The sequence below is a fragment of the Janthinobacterium sp. 75 genome (genome assembly GCF_004365495.1).
GTDB lineage: Bacteria > Pseudomonadota > Gammaproteobacteria > Burkholderiales > Burkholderiaceae_D > Janthinobacterium.
This window is the reverse complement of record NZ_SORD01000001.1, coordinates 3,864,324-3,884,627: the sequence shown is the minus strand read 5'-3', so window position 1 is coordinate 3,884,627 and position 20,304 is coordinate 3,864,324. Positions and strand designations below refer to the sequence as shown.

The window sequence follows — 20,304 nt, the reverse complement described above, 5'->3', positions numbered from 1 at the left end:
GACAAGAAAAAGTCGAGAAAAGTTCCCAATTCCAGACAAATAAACAGAAGATGGTGCCTTTGGATGGCAACATTGCGCGCTGAAATTTACTGAAGAGTACAAAAAGACAAATGTCACTGCGGTTTTAATATTGCTGAGTTCGCTACTAAAAGAAGCTCTCCGGTATCAACAGCACGTCACCCGGCCGCATCATGACGTTGGCGGAAATATCGCCACTCTTGAGCAGGTCATCCAGGCGCACACCCAGCTGCTGCTGCCTGCCATCGGTCGTGCGGATGATGCTGGCCTTGTTGCCAGCAGCAAAGTCCGTAATGCCGCCCACGGCGATGAGCACATCCATCAGCGACATGCCCAGGCGGTACGGCAGCGCCTGCGGCTTGGCCGCCTCGCCGATGACCCGGATCTGCTCGCCGTACGGGCCGGAGAAATTGGTGACAATGACCGTCACCACCGGTTGCTGGATGAACTTGCCCAAGGCGTGCTCGATGTCGCGCGCCAGCTGGGTCGATGTCTTGCCGCTGGCGGCCAAATCCTCGACCAGCGGCGTCGTGATCTTGCCGTCCGGCCGCACGGCCACCGTTAGCGACACTTCCGGATTGCGCCACACAACGATGTTGACGGAGTCGCCCGGGCCGATCAGGTAATCGTGCATGGGGGCGCTGTCGTCGGCGGGCGCCAGCGGATAGCGTGCGCGGCAGCCCCCCAGCAAGCTCGCGCTACAGGCCAGGACCAGCGTGTGGCAGACAAATGCACGGCGAAACGGATTCATGCGGGGCCTCTTCGAGTCGATGGCGCGTCCATGGCAGTTCCCGCAGAACCAGCCTGGGCCGCGAACTTCCTATGATTATTAAAACCCGGCAAGTGAACCTTGAGGCGTATCAAGAAGCAATCATCTTGGGAAATCTTGCCCGACAGGCGCTCTATACTTTGCTTACTCAACAGGCAAGCATTCCTTGCAAGACGCCGTTGTCCGCGCCGCCCAGCCATCGACCGTGCAGCACCGTCACCTGAAGGAAGCGACATGGAGCAATTGATACAGCAACTGCTTTCCAGCCTGAAGGGCATCTGGAAATACCGCTGGCATGCCGTGCTGGTGGCATGGCTGGTGGCGATCGGCAGCTTCATCAGGGTGATTACGCTACCCGACGACTTCCAGACGTCGGCGCGCGTGTTTGTCGATACGCAAACCATCCTCAAGCCGCTGCTGGCCGGCATGACCAGCGTGCCGAACACGGAGCAGCAGGTGGCCATCATGAGCCGCACCCTGCTCAGCCGCCCGAACGTGGAGCGCGTCATGCGCATGGTCGACCTCGATCTCGATTCGAAGACCGTGCGCGAACATGAAGCCCGGCTCGATGAGCTGATGAGCCGCATCAAGATCACCGGCACCAACGCCTACGATATCTACACCATCAGCTACAGCGGACGCGACCCGAAGCTGGTGCGCGACGTGGTGCAAAGCCTGCTGACCATCTTTGTCGAAGGCAGTTTCCAGGGAAAAAAAGGCGATTCGCAGAAAGCCGTGCAATTCATCGACGAGCAGATCAAGAATTACGAGGACAAGCTGAGCGCGGCGGAAAACCTGATGAAGGAATTCAAGATCCGCAACAATCTGCTGCTGCCGCGCCAAGGCATCGACTATGGCAGCCAGTTGCAGATGTCGTCCGATAGTCTGAACAATGCGAAGCTGGAATTGCTCGAGGCGGAGCAATCGCGCAAGGCCATCCTGAGCCAGATCGAGGGCGACGAGCCCGTGCTCGACCTGGAGCCGAACGCGTCGGCCATCACGAACCCGGAACTCGACGAGCGCATCGCCTCGCTCAACAAGAATCTGGACAGCCTGCGCATGCAATTTACGGAGTTGCACCCCGACATCATCGCCTCGAAGCGCCTCATTGCCCAGCTGGAAGAGCGCAAGGTCGAGGAAAGCAAGCTGAAAGCGGCGTCAGGCGACCCGGGCAAGAACTACAGTCCCATGCTGCAGCAGCTGAAGGTGGCGCTGACGGACGCGGACGCCAAGGTGGCCGCCATCCGCGCCCGCGTGCAGGAATACAAGGCGCGCAATGAGCGCCTGCTGGCGCAAAGCAATGCCGTGCCCGAGGTGGAATCGCAACTGGCGCAACTGAACCGCGACTACATCATCAACAAGGAAAACTATGAAAAGCTGATTGGCCGGCGCGAAGCGGCCAAGCTGTCGGGCGAACTCAGTTCCACCACCGAGATGATGGCCTTCAAGATCATCGATCCGCCCACGGTGCAATATGCGCCCGTCGGCCCGAACCGTCCGCTGCTGTTCAGCGCGGCGCTGGGCGCAGCCCTGGTGGCCGGCATCGCCACGGCCCTCTTGATCAGCCAGGTGCGCCCCACCTTTCTCAGCCCCGCCGAACTGCGCGATGCCACGGGCTTGAACGTGCTGGGCACGGTATCGATGAACTGGACGCCGCTGCAGCAGGTGCGCCGTCGCCGCGCCCGCTATGGATTTACCGCCTGTCTGGGCAGCCTGTTTTTGCTGTACAGCGGGGTCATGACGGCCGCCCTGCTCAAATTCTAGACCACGCCACGGGAGCGACGATGACCAGCAAGGAGTGCATCAGCAAGGACAGCGGCAGACAGGATGGCCTCATCCCGGGCGTGGCGGAAACCCCCATGCCGTACGCAGCGGACGACGCCGATGATGCCGACAGCGCGGACACCCTGGCGGCGGCCAGCAACCCCCAGTACCGCGCCCTGAACCTGGCCAGGCTGGCGGAGCAAGGCATGCTCACGCTGGAAGGCGGGCGCAGTTCGGTGGCCGAAGACTTCCGCATCATCAAGCGCCCGCTGCTGCGCCAGGCGCGCGCCAGCGGCGCCGAGGCCATCCGCCACGGCAACCTGATCGTCGTCACCAGCGCCATGCCAGGCGAAGGCAAAACGTATTGCGCCGTCAACCTGGCCATGAGCATCGCCATGGAAATGGATATCACGGTGCTGCTGGTCGATGCCGACGTGGCGCGCCCGTCCGTGCTGAAAGTGCTGGGCCTGTCGCCCGAGCCGGGGCTGATGGACGTGCTGCTCGACCCGCAGCTGGCCATGGCGGACGTGATCCTGAAAACCAACGTGGCCAACCTGAGCATCCTGCCTGCCGGGCGCAGCAACAAGCATGCGACGGAGTTACTGGCCAGCCGGGCCATGAGCCGGCTGCTGGCCGAGATCGCCAGCCTCTACGCCGACCGCGTCGTCGTCTTCGATTCGCCGCCCCTCTTGATCACCAGCGAAGCGCACGCGCTCGTGGGACAGATGGGCCAGGTGGTGATGGTGGTCGAGGCGGAAACGACGACCCAGCACGCCGTCAAGGAAGCGCTGCGCCAGATCGAATCGTGCGAACACATCCATTTAATCTATAACAAGACCAAATCGTTTCCCGGCAACGACTACTACGGCTATGGCTATTACGACTAGCCGCCGCACGCCGCCGGCGATGCCGCTGCTGCCCTTGCTGTCCCTGCTGCTGCCCGTGCCGGCCCTGGCTGTCGACTGGCTGGTGCAACCCTCGCTGCGCCAGCGTGTCAGTTATACGGACAATGCGCTGCGCGCGCCGCCCGGCAAGGCGCAATCGGATTACATCACGGAAATCGCACCCGCCATCGCCCTCATCGGCACGGGCCCTCGCCTGCGCGTGGACCTCGATTACAGCTGGCACAAATCCCTCTCGGGGCAGCGCGGCAATAGCGAAGACCACGACTTGCGCGCTGCGGCCGACGCCGAACTGGTGCAGGACTGGTTCTTCATCGATGCCAACGCCAGCGTGAGTCGGCGCAACATCTCGCCATTCGGCCAGCAACTGATAGCCGATCTTCTGGACAAGGACAATGCCAGCACGGTGCGCACCACCGGCATCAGCCCCTACCTGCGCCACCGCTTCCGTGGCCTGGCCACAGCCGAACTGCGCTACACGCGCAATTCGGTCGACAGCGGCGGCGACCTGCTGTCCGTACACAGCGACGAGCTGGAATTGCTGCTCGGCGGCGAGCCGCGCAGCCAGGGCTGGACCTGGAACGCCAGCCACGACGTGCGCCGCACGCAGGACAGCAAGCTGGCGCCCGTGCGCATGCAGCGCAGCAGCGTGGGCCTGCGCTATCCGTTCGGCAGAAAATGGGCGGCCACGGCCAGCGGCGGCACGGAAAAGGAAGGCTATATGTCGAGCACCGGCAAGGCGCCGGAAGGCCGTTTCTGGTCGCTGGGCGGCGTGTGGACACCGTCGCCGCGCACCAGCCTGGCCTTCAGCACGGGCAAGCGCTTTTTTGGCAACACCTACAGCCTCGATGCCACGCTCCTGCAGCGCCATACCAACTGGCAACTGAGCTACAGCGAAAAAATTACCACCCTGCCCACGCAGTTTGCGCGCCTGAGCGACCGCGACGCGGGCCAGTTGCTCGATCAATTATGGCGCGCAATCCTTCCCAATGCGCGTGACAGGCGCTTGCGCATCGCTGCCTTCCTGCGCTACGCCAACAAGCTGGGGCCGGAACGGGGCGCCATCAATTACTTCAGTCACCGCTATTTCCTGCAAAAACAGCTGCAACTGACGATGGCGCGCGCCACGGCGAAAAGCGCGATGGTCGTCGGCGTCACGGCCGTCGACCGCACGGCGCAAACGGCCAGCGGCATCGACAGCGCCTTACTGCCTGGCATGACATTCGGCAGCGAAGACCGCATGCGCCAGGTCGGCGGCAATCTGGGCTGGAGCTGGCAAGCCAGTTCGCGCAGCAGCGTGAATGTCGATGCCGGTTACGCCAGCGTGCGCTCGCTGAGCGTGCCGCGGCGCGACAACAACATCACCGTGACGGCGGGCTATACGCGCATCCTGCAGCCGAACATGACGGCCAGCATCGACGTGCGGCACGTGCGGCACACCAGCAACCGGGGCGGCGACTACCGCGAAAACGGCGTCAGCGCCACGCTCACCATGCAATTCTAAGGAGGCTGCAGCATGTCCGACCCTGCCCTTTCATCCGGCGCGCCCGCGCACCTGCTGTGCGTGGTGGCCGCGCGCCCCAATCTCACGAAAATGGCGCCCATCCTGGCCGCCCTGGCGCGCCAGGCGCCTGCCGTGCGCGTGACCTTGTTGCATACTGGCCAACATTACGACATGGCCATGAACGGACAGCTGTTTGCCGACCTGGGCATGCGCGCGCCCGACATCGCCCTCGACGTCGGCTCCGGCAATCACGCGCAGCAGACGGCCGAGATCATGCGCCGCTTCGATGCCGTGCTCGACGCCCCTCCGCCGCTGGCGCCCGACGCGGTGCTGGTGGTGGGCGACGTCAATTCCACCTTGGCGTGCGCGCTGGTGGCGGCCAAGCGCGGCACGCCCGTGATCCATGTGGAGGCGGGCTTGCGCAGCGGTGACCGGCACATGCCCGAGGAAATCAACCGCGTGCTGACGGACCAGTTGTCCGACTTGCTGCTGACCAGCGAGGAAGGCGCGCGCGCCAACCTGCTGCGCGAAGGCATCGCCCCCGAACGCATCCACTTCACGGGCAACGTCATGATCGACAGCCTGCGGCAGCAACTGCCGCGCGCAGTCAAGCCCGCCACCACCCTGCGCGCCCACGGCCACGCCTGCCCGCCCGCGTATGGCCTGTTGACCCTGCACCGGCCATCGAACGTGGATGACGCAGTGCGGCTGGAAGCACTGCTGCGGGCGCTGGGGCAACTGGCGCGACAGCTGCCGCTGCTGTTTCCCATCCACCCGCGCACCCGGGCCAGCTTGCGCCTGGCGGGCATGGAAGCGTTGCTGGCGCGGCAAGCCATCGTCTGCCTGCCGCCGTTGGGCTACCTGGAAATGCTGGGCCTGATGCAGGGCGCGCGCCTGGTGCTGACCGATTCGGGCGGCATCCAGGAAGAAAGCACGGCCCTGGGCGTTCCCTGTCTGACCTTGCGCGCCAGTACGGAGCGGCCCGTCACGGTCAGCGATGGCACGAACACCCTGGCCGGCACGGACCCGGCCGCGATCCTGGCGCTGGCACGCGCCATCCTGGAGACGGGCGGCAAGCGTGGCCGCATCCCCCCCCTGTGGGATGGCCACGCGGCCACGCGCATCGCCGCCGTCATCGCGCCCTGGCTGGCGGCGCGCCGGGGAGCGCCATGACGCCGCCAGCCATACTACGCAACGCCCTGACCATTGACGTGGAAGATTATTTCCAGGTGTCCGCCTTCGCGCCACATATCGCGCGCGCCGACTGGCCGCACCTGGAATGCCGGGTCGAGGCGAATATCGAGCGCATCCTGCTGCTGCTGGAAGAGCGCCGCATCCACGCCACCTTTTTTACATTAGGCTGGATCGCCGAGCGCTACCCGGCCATGCTGCGCCGCGTGGCCGCCGCCGGGCATGAAGTGGCCAGCCACGGCTATGCGCACCTGCGCGCCTGCGAGCAGTCGGCCGCGCAGTTCGCCGACGATGTACGCCGCAGCAAGACCATCCTGGAACAAGTGACGGGGCTGGCCGTGGTCGGCTACCGGGCGCCCAGCTTTTCCATCGGCGCGGCCAATCTGTGGGCCTTCGACGTGCTGCTGGAAGCGGGCTACCGCTACAGTTCCAGCATCTACCCGATCCGCCACGACCACTACGGCATGCCAGATGCTCCCCGCTTCGCCTGGCGTCCGCGGGGGCCGCAAGGCGTGCTGGAATTGCCTGTCAGCACCGTGCGCCTGCACGGGCGCAACGTACCGGCCGGCGGCGGCGGCTATTTTCGCCTGATGCCGTATGGACTGTCGCGCTGGCTTTTGCGACGCATCAATTCGCGCGACGGGCAAGCTGGCATATTCTATTTTCATCCCTGGGAACTCGATCCCGGCCAGCCGCGCCCACCCGGCCTGAGCGCGAGGACGCGCTTTCGCCACTACCTGAACCTGGGGCGCATGGAAGCGCGGCTGGCGCGCCTGACGGGCGACTTCGCCTGGGACCGCATGGACCGTATTTTTCTGGAAAGCACATGATGCACGAAGCCAGCCGTCCTCCCGACCCGGCGCCGTCCAGCGCTGCCATTGCCGTGCGCTCGCTGCAGGCGCATGAGCATGCGCGCTGGGATGCCTTTGTCGACGCCTGTCCCGACGCCACCTTCTTTCACCGGGCAGGCTGGAAAACCATCATGGAGCAAGGCTTCGGGCACGACAGTCATTTCCTGTACGCGGAACAGGATGGGCGCATCGCCGGCGTGCTGCCGCTGGCCCATGTGCGCAGCCGCTTGTTCGGCACGTCCCTCGTCTCGCTGCCGTTTTGCGTGTACGGCGGCATCGCCGGCGGCAGCCCGGCCGTGCGGCTGGCCCTCGACGACGCGGCGCAGGCGCTGGCGCGGCGTCACGGCGTGGGGCACCTGGAATACCGCTGGCGCGAGGTGGAGGAAAATGCGCCGGAAAGCGCCGATGCATGCTGGCAGCAGAAACCCCTGTACGCCACCTTCCGCCGCCCCCTGCGCGCTGATGCCGAACAGAATCTGCTGGCGATACCGCGCAAGCAGCGCGCCGTCGTGCGCAAGGCCATGTCGGCCGGTCTGCACAGCAGCATCGAGCATGACCTCCGTCATTTCTACCCGATCTACGCGGCCAGCGTGCACCGGCTGGGCACGCCCGTCTTCGCGCGCCGCCATTTTGCCCTGCTGCGCACGGTCTTCGGCACCGATTGCGACATCCTCACCGTGTATCACGGCCAGCAGGCGCAGGCCAGTGTGCTGCTTTTCTATTTCCGCGATGAAGTGCTGCCTTATTACGGCGGCGGCACGCCGCTGGCGCGCAGCACGGGTGCCAACGACTTCATGTACTGGGAAACGATGCGCCGCGCCTGCGAACGCGGCTGCCACCTGTTCGATTTCGGCCGCAGCAAGCTGGGTACGGGTGCATACGACTTCAAGAAGAACTGGGGCTTTACGCCGCAGCCCTTGCCATACGCCTACCAGCTCGTGCGTGCCACGGCCTTGCCGGAAGTGAACCCGCTCAATCCCAGGTACGCACTGTTCATTCGCGCCTGGCGCCACCTGCCGCTACCACTGGCCAATCTGCTGGGGCCGCACATCGTGCGGCAGCTGGGCTAAGCAACTGGATACACTATGCGCGAACTTCTATTCCTCGCCCACCGCCTGCCGTATCCGCCCAACAAGGGCGACAAGATACGCTCGTGGCACATGCTGCAGTACCTGAGCCGGCATTTCCGCGTGCACCTGGGCTGTTTCATCGACGATGACGACGACTGGCAGCATGCGAAGACCGTGGCCGCCCTGTGCGCCAGCACGCGCTTCATAGGCTTGCGGCGCGGCGCGGCCCGCTGGCGCGCCATGCAGGCGCTACTGTCGCGGCAAGCCATGAGCGTGCATTACTACCGCGATGCGCGCCTGCGGCAATGGGTCGATGGCCTGCTATCGGGCGGCAATGTGCAACACGCGCTGGCCTTTTCCGGACCCATGGCGCAATACATCGACGGCAGCGCGGGTCGCGCCCTGCACCGCGTGATCGATTTCGTCGATGTCGATTCCGATAAATGGCGGCAGTACGGCGACAGCAAGCCCTGGCCCATGTCGCTGCTGTACCGGCGCGAAGCACAGCTGCTGCTGCAATACGAGCGCCATATCGCCCAGCAGTTCACGGCCGCCAGCTTCGTCTCGCCGGCCGAAGCGGCCCTGTTCCGCCAGTGCGCGCCGATGGCGCGGCGCAAGACGGGCCATGTCAATAATGGCGTCGACACGGCGTATTTCGCGCCCACGCCGGCCCAGCCCGGCGTGTATCCACCCGGCGTGCAGGCGCTGGTGTTTACGGGCGCCATGGATTACTGGCCGAACATCGACGCCGTGCAATGGTTCGTGCGCCACGTCTGGCCCGCGCTGCGGCGCCAGTTTCCCCAGTTGCAGTTCTATATCGTCGGCAGCGCGCCCGTGCCCGCCGTGACGGCGCTGGCCAGGGTGGCCGGCGTGGTGGTGACGGGCAAGGTGCCCGACATCCGGCCCTATCTGGCCGGCGCGGCGGTGGCCGTGGCGCCCCTGCGCATCGCCCGGGGCGTGCAGAACAAGGTGCTGGAAGCGATGGCGATGGGCAAGATCGTGCTGGCCACGCAGCAGGCACTGGAAGGTATCGCCGCCCAGCCGGGCCTGGAACTGCTGCTGGCGCGCGACGACGCCGAATTCATCCACCATGCCGCGCGCGTGCTGCGCAACGCCCATGGCGGCACGGCCGAAGGGAGCGGCGCGGCCATCGGCGCGGCGGCGCGCCAGCTGGTCTTGCAGGATTACGACTGGGAACGCAATCTGCGCAGCCTGGGCGCCATGCTGGGCCTGCCTGCCGAGGCCGCAGCCGGAGCCAGCACCGACGCCGCGCCGACGCCGCCCGTGGGGGTACCATCTACATGAGTTTGCAACTCGACCAGGTCGCCCCCGTGCCGGACGCGGCCGTCCTGCCGCATGGGCATCATGGCCAGGGCCGGCGCCAGGCCGCCCTGGCTGCCCTGCCGCTGGCCCTGGCCGCCATCGTGCTGCTGTACCACGCCACTTTCTGGTCGATGGTGGAATTGTGGTCGCGCTCGCAGACCTTCGCGCACGGTTTCCTGATCGTTCCCATCAGTTGCTGGCTGGCCTGGCGCCAGCGCACCCGCCTGGCTGCGCTGGTGCCCCAGCCGTCACGGCAAGGCTTGCCGCTGCTGGGGACGCTGGGCCTGGCCTGGCTGCTGGCCGATGCCGCCAACGTGCCCGTGGTGGAACAATATGCGGCCACGGCCATGCTGCCCGCCTGCGTGCTGGCCATCCTCGGCTGGCCGGCCGTGCGCCTGCTGGCCTTTCCGCTGGCGTACCTGTTTCTCGCCGTGCCGTTTGGCGAAGTCTTCCTCGATCCCCTGATCGACTTCACGGCCGCCTTCACCGTCACCGCGCTGCAATGGACGGGCGTGCCCGTGTTTCGCGATGGCAGCCATTTTTCGCTACCCACCGGTAACTGGTCGGTGGTGGAGGCCTGCAGCGGCTTGCGTTACCTGATCGCCGCGCTGGCCCTGGGCGCCCTGTACGCCCATGTGCACTTTCACAGCATGGGGCGGCGCCTGGCCGTCATGGCCGCCGCCCTGCTCGTACCCATCCTCGCCAATGGCGTGCGCGCCTACCTGATCGTGATGCTGGGTCACCTGAGCAATATGCGCCTGGCCGTGGGCGTCGACCACCTGATCTATGGCTGGCTGTTTTTCGGCGTGGTGGTGCTGCTGCTGTTCTGGCTGGCCGCGCGCTGGCGCGAATTGCCGCCAGCGCGCGCCGCCCGCCCCCCCACCCTGCCCGTGTACCCTGGTGCGGGCGTGCCCGACAAGCGCGCCACCATCCGCGCGAGCGTGGCCTGCCTGCTGCTGGCGGCGCTGTGGCCGGTGCTGGCCCTGGCCAGCCACCGCCACGACGGCACCAAGGCGCCCGGTTCCCCCGTTGTGCTGGCCTTACCCGACCCGCCTGCCTGGCGGCGCCTGCACGACGCGGCGTCGGGCGGGCCGATCTGGCAGGCGCCGTATGCGGGCGCGCCCGCGCGGTTTGCCGCCACGTATGCGCGCCAGGACGGCGATGGCGCGCCGGTGGGGCTGCAACTGCACTGGTATGCGCGCCAGGCGCGCGATGCCGAACTGCTGACGCACCTATCCTCGCCATACGGCGCGCGCTGGACGCCCCTGGCGCAGCGCGTGCAAGACGTCACCCTGGCCAGCGGCGCCCTGGCCGTGCGCGAAAGCGTGCTGGGGCACGGCGGCGAACGGCTGCTGGTGTGGCGCGTCTACCGCCAGGGCGGCGTCGTCACGGCCCGGCCCGTGCTGGTGAAACTGCTGCTGGCGCAAGCCAAGCTGCTGGGCAGGCGACAGGATGGCGCCGACATCATCGTCTCTGCCGCCTACGACGAGCTGGCGCCGCCACCGCGCGCACGCCTGCAAGCCTTCCTGCGGGCAGCAATGCCCGTCATCGAACGACGCTTGCAGGAGCTGCCGCATGGCCCCTGACCTCGATACCGGCGGCACCCACGTGGCCGGCGCCGCCCCCCTGATCGTGCACGTGATCCACCAGCTCGACGTGGGCGGGCTGGAAAACGGCCTGGTCAACCTGATCAACCATCTGCCGCCTGAACGCTACCGGCACACCATCGTCTGCCTGAAGAACGCCACCGCGTTTCGCCAGCGCCTGACCACGCCGGGTGTCGATGTCATCAGCCTGGACAAGCGCGAGGGCAAGGACTGGCGCCACTACCTGCGGCTGTACCGCGTTCTGAAACAGCTGCGCCCGGCACTCGTGCATACGCGCAACCTGGGCTGCCTCGATGCGCAGCTGCTGGCCTGCCTGGCCGGCGTGCGCCTGCGCGTGCATGGCGAACACGGGCGCGACATGAGCGACTTGTACGGCACGCGCCGCAAATACCGGCTGCTGCGCAAATGCATGTTGCCACTGGTGCAGCACTTCATTGCCGTCAGCGCCGACCTGGGGCAATGGCTGGTAGAGACCATCGGCGCGGTTCCCACGCAGGTGTCGCACATCGGCAATGGCGTCGACAGCGTGCAATTCCATCCACGCCTGGGGCCGCCCGCCGCCGTGGGCCCGCCCGGTTTCCTGTGCAACGGCGCCTTCGTCATCGGCAGCGTGGGCCGCATGGCGGCCGTCAAGGACCATGCATCGCTGGTGCAAGCGTTCTTGCTGCTCCTGGCGCAACCGGGCGCCCACGCGCGCCTGCGCCTGATCATCGCCGGCGACGGACCGTGCCGCCAAACATGCATGGCCCTGCTGCAGCAGGCCGGCGTGGCCCATCTTGCCTGGCTGCCCGGCGCGCGCGACGACGTGGCGCAACTGCTGCGCGCCATGGATCTGTTCGTCCTGCCCTCGCTGGCCGAAGGCAGCTCGAACACCATCCTCGAAGCGATGGCAACGGGTCTGCCCATCGTCGCCACCCAGGTGGGCGGCAACGCGGAACTGTTGCAGTCGGGCTGGAGCGGCACCCTGGTACCGCCCGGTTCGCCCGAGATGCTGGCCGACGCCATGCTCGACTACTACAGCATGCCCGAACTGGGCCCGCGCCACGGTGCACGCGGGCGGCGCCAGGTGCTGGCCGAGCACAGCCTGCCGGCCATGGCCGGCGCCTACCTGGCCGTGTACGACCGCCTGACCGGCGCGCGCCAGCCCTCTCCCCTGTCCACCACTCCCTTAAAGGCCTCCCATGTGCGGCATCAGCGGCATCTTTGACTTGCAGGGCCAGCGCGACATCGACGTGCTGCTGCTGGCGCGAATGAACCACAGCCTGCGCCACCGTGGGCCGGACGAAGGGGGGCTGCACCGCGAGCCGGGACTGGGCCTTGCGCACCGGCGATTGTCCGTGATCGACCTGGCCAGCGGCCAGCAGCCGCTGTTCAACGCCGACCGCAGCATCGCCATTGTCTTCAATGGCGAAATCTATAATTACCGCAGCCTGATGGCCGAATTGCGCCAGTTTGGCCACCAGTTTCGCACCAGCAGCGACACGGAAGTCATCGTCCACGCCTGGGAACAATGGGGCGAGCAATGCGTGCAGCGCCTGCGCGGCATGTTCGCCTTCGCCCTGTGGGACCGCCGCCGCCATCTGCTGTTCCTGGCGCGCGACCGCCTGGGCGTGAAGCCCCTGTATTACGGCGAGGCGCAGGACGGCACCCTGCTGTTCGGCTCCGAACTGAAAGCCCTGCTCGCGCATCCGGCCATGCCACGCGCGCTCGACCCGCTGGCCGTGGAAGAGTATTTCGCCTACGGCTACGTGCCCGAGCCGCGCAGCATCTTCCAGCACGCGCGCAAGCTGCCACCCGGCCATACCCTCTCCCTCCGCGCGGGCCAGCCGCTGCCCGCGCCGCAATCGTACTGGGACATTCCATTTACGCCGAATCCGCCCGTCAGCGAGGCGCAGGCTGCCGACGAACTGCTGGCGCGCCTGCGTGAAGCGGTGCACATCCGCATGGTGGCCGAAGTGCCGCTGGGGGCCTTTTTGTCGGGCGGCGTCGATTCCAGCGCCGTCGTGGCGCTGATGGCCGGCGCGAGCGCCACGCCCGTCAACACCTTCTCCATCTCGTTCGGCGACCCGGCGTACAACGAGGCGCACTATGCCGACCTGGTGGCGCGCCGCTACGCCACGGCGCATCATGCGCGCCAGGTGGAGCAGGACGACTTCGAGCTGATCGACCTGCTGGCCAGGCTGTACGACGAACCGTTCGCCGACAGTTCCTCCATGCCCACCTACCGCGTCTGCCAGCTGGCGCGCCAGCGCGTCACGGTGGCCCTGTCGGGCGACGGCGGCGATGAAAGCCTGGCCGGCTATCGGCGCTACCGCCTGCACACGCGCGAGGAAAAAGTGCGCAAGGCGATGGCTCCCTTGCTGCCGGCCGGCCTGCGCCAGTCGCTGTTCGGTACCCTGGGGCGGCTGTACCCGAAGGCCGATTGGGCGCCCCGCTTCCTGCGCGCCAAGTCCACTTTCGAGGGCCTGGCGCGCGACACGACGGACGCGTATTTTCACGGCGTCAGCCTGCTGGGCGACGCCATGCGCGCGCGTTTGTTCAGTGCCGAGCTGCGGCGCAGCCTGCACGGCTACCGCGCCGTGGAAGTACTGCGCCGGCACGCGCTGGCCAGCCCTGCGCAAGATCCGCTGGCGCAGCTGCAGTATCTCGACTTGAAAACTTACCTGCCCGGCGACATCCTGACCAAGGTGGACCGGGCCAGCATGGCGCATGCGCTGGAAGTGCGTTCGCCCCTGCTCGACCATGAACTGGTGGCGTGGATGTCCGGCTTGCCGCCGCAGTTCAAGCTGCGGTGCGGCGTAGGCAAATACCTGCTGAAAAAAGCCTTGCGCCCGCTGCTGCCAGACGCGCTGCTGTACCGCCAGAAGATGGGTTTTTCGATCCCGCTGGCCGACTGGCTTCGCGGCCCGCTGCGCCAGCGCCTGCAACAGCGCCTGCTGGGTCCCACCCTGGCGCAGTGCGGGCTGTTCGACATGGACTACGTGCGCCAGCTGCTCGAGCAGCATGCGAGCGGGCGGCGCGACTACAGCGCGCCCCTGTGGGCGCTGCTGATGTTCGAGGCGTTCCTGCGCCAGGTTGCAACGGGGTCTGACCCGTCGGGTCAGACCCCAGCCGTCCCGGTAGCAGCCACCGTCCCAGGCTAATCCATGCGCATCCTGCATATCCTCGACCACTCGCTGCCCTTGCACAGCGGCTACACGTTTCGCACTCTGGCCATCCTGCGGCAGCAGCGCGCGCTGGGCTGGCACACGACGCACCTCACGAGTGCCAAGCAGGGGCCGTCCGACAGCGCGCAGCAGCTGGTCGACGGCTGGCATTTCTATCGCACGGCGCCGAATGCACGGTGGTGGGCGCGCCTGCCCGTGCTGCATCAGGTGGCCGTCATCATCGGCCTGGCCGTGCGCCTGCGCCAGCTGGCGCGGCAAGCCAGGCCGGACATCCTGCATGCGCATTCGCCGGCCCTGAACGCTATCGCTGCCCTTAACGCAGGACGCGCGCTGGGCATCCCCGTCGTGTATGAGGTGCGCGCCTTCTGGGAAGATGCGGCCGCCGACCATGGCAGCAGCCGGCCCGGCGGCTTGCGCTACCGGCTCACGCGCGCACTGGAAAGTTATGCGCTGCGACGCGCCGACGCCGTCACCACCATCTGCGACGGCTTGCGGCGTGAACTGTGCGCGCGTGGCGTGCCCGCGCATAAAATCACGGTCATCCCGAACGCCGTCGACGCGGTGGCCTTCGATGCCGTCGCCGATCCCGCGCTGGTGCGCAGTCTGGGTCTGGATGGCTGTCCTGTCATCGGCTTCATCGGCTCTTTCTATGCCTACGAGGGACTGGCGCTGCTGCTGCGCGCCATGCCGCGCCTGCTGACAGCGCAGCCTGCGCTGCGGCTGCTGCTGGCCGGCGGCGGCCCGCAGGAAACGGCGCTGCGCGCGCTGGCGGCGCAATTGGGCATAGACCACGCCGTGGTCTTCGCGGGCAGAGTGCCGCATGCGCAGGTGGCCTCTTATTATCAGTTGGTCGACATCTGCGTATATCCGCGCCTGCCCATGCGCCTGACGGAACTGGTGACGCCCTTGAAGCCGCTCGAAGCGATGGCCCTGGGCCGTCTCGTGGTGGCGTCCGACGTGGGCGGCCACCGCGAACTGGTAGAACACGGCAAGACGGGCATGCTGTTTCGCGCCGGCGACGCCGAGGCGCTGGCGCAGGCAATATTGAACCTGCTGCTGGCGCCCGCCAGCTGGCCGGCGCTGCGGCGCCAGGCGCGCACTTTCGTCGAGACGGAGCGCAGCTGGGACGCCAGCGTGGGCCGCTATGCGCCCGTGTATGCGCGCGTGGCGGCGGCGGGAACGGCGGGAGCGATGCCATGATCTTTACGGGCTTGCGCATCGCCCTGGTCGGCCCGCTGCCGCCACCGGCCGGCGGCATGGCCAATCAAACGCAGCAGCTGGCGCGGCTGCTGCGCGAGAATGGCGCGCATGTGCAGCTGCTGGCCGTCAACGGCCCCGCACTACCACCCTGGCTGGCGCGTATCCGCTACCTGCGCGCGGCGCTGCTCCTGCCCGTGTACCTGTGGCGCCTGTGGCGCACGGCCAGTACGGTCGACCTGTTCCACATCATGGCCAATTCCGGCTGGTCCTGGCATCTGCATGCGGCACCGGCATTATGGATCGCCAGCCTGAAAGGCAAGCCGACCCTGCTCAATTACCGGGGCGGCGAAGCGGCCGCCTTTTTTGCCCGTTCGCCGCGCCTGGTGGCGTTCAGCCTGCGCCGCGTCAGCGCCATCGTCGTGCCCTCGGCCTACCTGGCCGGCATCTTCGAGCAGTATGGTCACACGGCCCACATCGTGCCGAACGTGGTGGACTTGCAGCGCTTTACGCCGGCGCCGCCGCGCACGCGCGCCGAAGATCCGTGCATCCTCGTGGCGCGCCACCTGGAGCAGCTGTACGACAACGCCAGCGCCGTGCGCGCCTTTGCCCTCGTGCGACTGGCCTTTCCCAGGGCGCGCCTTGTGCTGGCAGGCGGCGGGCCGCAGCGCGCTGCTCTGGCGTGCCTGGCCAGGTCGCTCGGCGTTCTGGACTCCGTGCGCTTCGCCGGACCTGTCGACAACGCCGCCATGCCTGCGCTGTACCAGGCCAGCGACATCGTCCTCAACCCCAGCCTGGCCGACAACATGCCCATTTCCGTGCTCGAAGCGCTGGCCTGCGGCGTGCCGGTCGTCAGCACCAATGTGGGCGGCATCCCCTCCCTGCTACAGGACGGCGTGACGGCGCTGCTGGTGCCGCCCGGCGATCCGGCCGCCATGGCGCAGGCCATCGTGGCGCTGCTGCGCGACCCGCGGCGCGCACAGGCGCTGGCAGACGCGGGCCTGGCGCACGCCGCCACTTTCGGCTGGCCCGGCATCGCGCCCTGCCTGGCCGCGCATTACCGCCGCATCCGTGCAGCGCCGCGCCCGGGTGCCTACACGCGCTGCGTCGCCCGCTGGCTATTTCCCCTGCATGAATGGCTCAAGGGCCACCACAGCGTACGCCTGCTGCGCCGCCTGGAACGCTCGCAGTGGTGGAGCGCCCAGCAGCTGCAGGAGTGGCAGCTGGCGCGCCTGCGCGCGCTGCTGCGCCACGCCGGCGAGCACGTGCCCTACTACCGCGCGCTGTTTTCCAGCAGCGGCTTCGACCCGGAACAGGTACGGAAACTGGCCGATTTGTCTCGTTTGCCACTGCTGCGCAAGGTTGACATTGCGAGTGCGCGCGACAGCTTCAAGTCCGCCCGCGCCGTGGGCTTGCGCCCGTTTGCCACGGGCGGCTCCAGCGGTGAACCGCTGCAGTTTTTCCTGGGACGGTGCCGGATCAGCCACGACATCGCCGCCAAGTGGCGCGCCACGCGCTGGTGGGGCGTCGATATCGGCGACCGCGAAGCCGTGTTGTGGGGTTCGCCCATCGAGCTGCAGGCGCAAGACCGCCTGCGCCGCCTGCGCGATGCGCTGCTGCGCAGCACCCTGCTGCCCGCGTTTGCCATGTCGCCCGCGCGCCTCGATGGCTACGTGCGGCAGCTGCGCCGATGGCGTCCGCGCATGCTGTTCGGCTACCCGTCCGCCCTGTGCCGCATCGCCAGCCACGCCGGCGCGCGCGCGCTGCCGCTCGACGGCCTGGGCGTGAAAGTGGCGTTCGTCACGGCCGAACGCCTGTATGACGAGCAGCGCGCGCAGATCGCCGCCGCCTTCGGCTGCCCTGTGGCCAACGGCTACGGCGGGCGCGACGCGGGTTTCATCGCGCACGAATGCCCGGACGGCGGCATGCACATCACGGCCGAAGACATCATCGTGGAAATCATTGATGGCAACGGCCAGCCGCTGCCGCCAGGGGCCACGGGCGAAATCGTCGTCACCCATTTGGCCACGCAGGACTATCCCTTTATCCGCTACGCCACGGGCGACGTGGGCGCGCTGGGCACGCAACCGTGCGCCTGCGGACGCGGCTTGCCCCTGCTGCAAAAGATCGAAGGCCGCAGCACGGATTTCATCACGGCCGTCGATGGCACCGTCATGCACGGCCTGGCCCTCGTCTACATCGTGCGCGAACTGCCGCAAGTGCAAAGTTTTAAAATCATCCAGGAAAGCCTGCTGCGCACGCGCGTGCTGCTGGTCTGCGTGGCGCGCCTGGATGACGCCACGCGCAGCGCCATCGTGAGCGGTTTCCAGGCCAGGCTGGGCGCGCAAGTGGACATCGCCATCGAGGAAGTCGACGAGATCGCGGCCGAGGCGTCGGGCAAGTACCGCTATGTGGTGAGCGAGGTGGCGTAGGCCGGCGGCTCAGCTGCCCAGGTCCCAGAGTGAAGGTATATGCCAGAATGGCATGTACTCGTGCCAGCCGGCGAAGAAGGAGAAGACAACATGAATTACCGGCGATGAGGCAAAAGCCAACAACACATACCAGGCGAACTCGCTGCGCTGCATGCGGAACGCCAGCGGAGGAAGCGCAAGGGTCACGTCCCTTATCTCCTTGTTACTGTCTGCCCATGCGACGATCCTCATCGCACGCAGCGCACGGATGCAATGTCCGGCACCAGACAAAAAAGCCTGCTTATGCAGCGCTGGGCTGCTTGGGGAAGCGTGGTAGCACTGAAGTTCGCGATATCGCTAACGTGCGCTGATACATTGATGTAGATCAATCATTTTTTGAACTGTGTGCAGCAGAATATGAGCATTCGCAAGTGTCTGTTGATCAGACCATGGCAGTGCGCCTGACTGACCAAGCACAACACGTCAGCCCAGCACCCGCGCCCTGCGCTACGCATGACTAACTTCATAAGGAATAACATGACACCCACTACCATGAAAGCCGCCGTTGTCGAACAACTGGGCCAGCCCCTGGTGCTGCGCGACGTTCCCGTGCCGGTTCCCGGCCCCGGCCAGATCCTGGTCAAGACGGAAGCTTGCGGCGTGTGTCACACTGACTTGCACGCGGCGCGCGGGGACTGGCCCGTCAAGCCGACGCCGCCGTTCATTCCCGGCCACGAAGGTATCGGCCTGGTGGTGGCCATGGGTACTGGCGTGACCGAAGTGCAGCTGGGCGACAGGGTCGGCGTGCCCTGGCTCTACTCGGCTTGCGGCCATTGCGAACATTGCCTGGCCGCCTGGGAAACCGTGTGCGCCGAGGCGCAGTTCGGCGGCTACACCAAGAATGGCGGCTTTGCCGAATACATCCTGGCCGACCCGCGCTACGTCGCGCATATTCCGGCCGGGTTGTCCGCAGTGCAGGCGGCGCCCATCATCTGCGCCGGCGTGACCAGTTACAAGGGCATCAAGGAAACGGGCGCGCGGCCGGGCCAGTGGCTGGCCGTGTCCGGCATCGGCGGACTGGGCCACCTGGCCATCGAGTATGCGGTGGCCATGGGCTTGCGCGTGGCGGCCGTCGACATCGATGAAGGCAAGCTGGAACACGCGCGCGCCCTCGGAGCCGAAGTGACCATCAATGCCCGCCAGGGCGATCCCGTCGCGGCCCTGCGCGAAGCGACCGGTGGCGGCGCCCACGGCGTGCTGATCACCGCGCCATCGATTGATGCCTTCCAGCAAGGCGTGGCGATGACGCGCAAGCGCGGCACCTGCGTGCTGGTGGGCTTGCCGCCAGGCGACTTCCCAACGCCGCTGTTCGACGTCGTCGCCAATTGCGTGACAATACGCGGCTCCTTCGTCGGCACCCGCCAGGACATGGCCGAGGCGCTCGCCTTTGCCGCCACTGGCAAGGTCAAGGCTGGCGTGGAATTGCAACCGCTGTCAGCCATCAACGACATCTTCAGCCGCCTGGAGCAAGGCAAGGTTGCCTCGCGCGTGGTGCTCGATTTCAGCAGCAACTGATCAGTACTCAGGCCAAGCGGTGTATCTGTGCGACGGCAAGGAATTGCCGTTGCTATGATGGCATATCATAAAGGACACACCGATGAAAACCTCCCGCTTTTCCTCCCTCTCTTCCCTGCTGGCCTGCGCCGCCCTCGCCTGGCCGCTTGCTGCCAGCGCGGCCGATCAGGCCACGCCCTCCCTGCCCGGACACTATTACCTGCAAGGTGTCATGGAAACGGGCTCCGAACTGCTGCTGAAAAAGGACGGCACCTTCGAATGGATGCTCAGTTACGGCAATACCGACCAGCAAGCCAGCGGCGAGTGGCGCGTTGCCGGGGACACGCTGACCCTGGTGGCAGGCAACGGCGACAAGGAGCCGCAGTTCCGCGTGTTCGAGGAATCGGAAATGCGCATCCAGAAACCGGCCGAAGCGGGATTGTGGGTGGCCATCGTCGGTTTTCCCCGGCTGGGGCCGATGGCTGGCGTGGAAGTGAAGTTCGAAGCGCAAAGCGGTAAGACGGCCACGGCTGTGAGCATCGCGAACGGCGACGCCATCGTCCGTATGCCAGCGTCGGAACGCTGGGTGCGCGCCGGCTTGCGCCGCCAGGGATCAAAGGCCGACTATCAATGGCTGGCCGTGCCGTCCGGGCGCGCACAGGAACGCATCGCCGCCTTCGCCGTCACCGACCCACAGTGGCTCAGAGGTCAGGCATTCCAGAAACTGGCCTTGCGTATCGTCAAAGGCGGGCTCCAAGTGGACGAGACAGACAGCAGCCTGGCCCGAGGCCTGTACGCGAAACCGGCATCGAAGCAATAGCCCCGCTCCACCTCACTCATCTTCCAGGCACGCTGCCCTGATCAAGGATATTGACCAGGGCAGCACTGTTTGTGCCCAGGCGCAGCCGTGCGCCGTTGACACCCTGCACGGTCTGTCCTATAGTCGCCGGGTTAACAAGAAATGAGAATGAGAATC

The 20,304-nt window shown here is 66.6% G+C and carries 16 protein-coding genes; 14 read left to right on the top strand and 2 right to left on the bottom strand.

Going from position 1 to position 20,304, the window contains the following annotated elements:
• Positions 1-145: 145 nt before the first annotated feature.
• Entirely contained in the window at positions 146-769 is a 624-nt protein-coding gene (locus C8C89_RS17720) for an XrtA/PEP-CTERM system exopolysaccharide export protein (protein ID WP_101481307.1), read from the bottom strand.
• Positions 770-1,021: 252 nt separating this feature from the next.
• Between C8C89_RS17720 and C8C89_RS17715 the strand changes: the two genes are divergently transcribed.
• Genes C8C89_RS17715 through C8C89_RS17660 form a run of 12 tightly spaced genes read left to right on the top strand, consistent with a single transcriptional unit; the run spans position 1,022 to position 17,795 of the window.
• Entirely contained in the window at positions 1,022-2,551 is a 1,530-nt protein-coding gene (locus tag C8C89_RS17715) for an XrtA system polysaccharide chain length determinant (RefSeq protein WP_133991431.1), read from the top strand.
• A 20-nt stretch (positions 2,552-2,571) separates the two neighbouring features.
• A complete protein-coding gene (locus C8C89_RS17710; protein ID WP_133991429.1) occupies positions 2,572-3,438 on the top strand; it encodes an XrtA-associated tyrosine autokinase in 867 nt (288 codons plus the stop codon).
• Complete coding sequence (locus C8C89_RS17705; RefSeq protein ID WP_133991427.1) at positions 3,422-4,957, top strand: TIGR03016 family PEP-CTERM system-associated outer membrane protein; 1,536 nt, start codon at positions 3,422-3,424, stop codon at positions 4,955-4,957. Before C8C89_RS17710 ends, C8C89_RS17705 begins: the two co-directional genes overlap by 17 nt.
• A 12-nt stretch (positions 4,958-4,969) precedes the next feature.
• Positions 4,970-6,130, top strand: a complete 1,161-nt coding sequence (gene wecB, locus C8C89_RS17700; RefSeq protein WP_133991425.1) for a UDP-N-acetylglucosamine 2-epimerase (non-hydrolyzing) — start codon at positions 4,970-4,972, stop codon at positions 6,128-6,130.
• Complete coding sequence (locus C8C89_RS17695) at positions 6,127-6,978, top strand: XrtA system polysaccharide deacetylase (protein ID WP_133991423.1); 852 nt, start codon at positions 6,127-6,129, stop codon at positions 6,976-6,978. Before wecB ends, C8C89_RS17695 begins: the two co-directional genes overlap by 4 nt.
• Positions 6,978-8,069, top strand: coding sequence for a FemAB family XrtA/PEP-CTERM system-associated protein (locus tag C8C89_RS17690; RefSeq protein ID WP_133993480.1), 1,092 nt, complete (start codon positions 6,978-6,980; stop codon positions 8,067-8,069). The genes C8C89_RS17695 and C8C89_RS17690 overlap by 1 nt, the downstream gene beginning before the upstream one ends.
• A gap of 15 nt (positions 8,070-8,084) precedes the next feature.
• A complete protein-coding gene (locus C8C89_RS17685; RefSeq protein WP_133991421.1) occupies positions 8,085-9,374 on the top strand; it encodes a TIGR03087 family PEP-CTERM/XrtA system glycosyltransferase in 1,290 nt (429 codons plus the stop codon).
• Positions 9,371-10,978: an exosortase A gene (gene xrtA / locus C8C89_RS17680; protein ID WP_133991419.1), complete on the top strand. Its 1,608-nt coding sequence runs from the start codon at positions 9,371-9,373 to the stop codon at positions 10,976-10,978. The genes C8C89_RS17685 and xrtA overlap by 4 nt, the downstream gene beginning before the upstream one ends.
• Positions 10,968-12,206 (top strand): TIGR03088 family PEP-CTERM/XrtA system glycosyltransferase, encoded by a 1,239-nt coding sequence (locus tag C8C89_RS17675; protein WP_133991417.1) that lies wholly within the window; start codon positions 10,968-10,970, stop codon positions 12,204-12,206. Before xrtA ends, C8C89_RS17675 begins: the two co-directional genes overlap by 11 nt.
• On the top strand, positions 12,181-14,142 hold the full coding sequence (locus C8C89_RS17670) for an XrtA/PEP-CTERM system amidotransferase (protein ID WP_243858065.1): 1,962 nt from the start codon (positions 12,181-12,183) through the stop codon (positions 14,140-14,142). The genes C8C89_RS17675 and C8C89_RS17670 overlap by 26 nt, the downstream gene beginning before the upstream one ends.
• 3 nt (positions 14,143-14,145) lie before the next feature.
• The gene (locus tag C8C89_RS17665) at positions 14,146-15,366 is read left to right on the top strand and encodes a TIGR04063 family PEP-CTERM/XrtA system glycosyltransferase (protein WP_133991415.1); all 1,221 of its coding nucleotides are present in this window, start codon (positions 14,146-14,148) and stop codon (positions 15,364-15,366) included.
• A complete protein-coding gene (locus C8C89_RS17660) occupies positions 15,363-17,795 on the top strand; it encodes a glycosyltransferase (protein WP_133991413.1) in 2,433 nt (810 codons plus the stop codon). Before C8C89_RS17665 ends, C8C89_RS17660 begins: the two co-directional genes overlap by 4 nt.
• Positions 17,796-17,804: 9 nt before the next feature.
• Here C8C89_RS17660 and C8C89_RS27050 read toward each other — a convergent pair whose 3' ends face one another.
• Entirely contained in the window at positions 17,805-17,981 is a 177-nt protein-coding gene (locus C8C89_RS27050) for a hypothetical protein (protein WP_166674781.1), read from the bottom strand.
• A gap of 330 nt (positions 17,982-18,311) precedes the next feature.
• On the opposite strand from C8C89_RS27050, the gene C8C89_RS17655 reads away from it, so the two are divergent.
• Positions 18,312-19,349, top strand: coding sequence for a zinc-dependent alcohol dehydrogenase (locus C8C89_RS17655; protein ID WP_243858064.1), 1,038 nt, complete (start codon positions 18,312-18,314; stop codon positions 19,347-19,349).
• Positions 19,350-19,431: 82 nt separating this feature from the next.
• The gene (locus tag C8C89_RS17650) at positions 19,432-20,148 is read left to right on the top strand and encodes a hypothetical protein (protein WP_133991411.1); all 717 of its coding nucleotides are present in this window, start codon (positions 19,432-19,434) and stop codon (positions 20,146-20,148) included.
• Positions 20,149-20,304 lie beyond the last annotated feature (156 nt).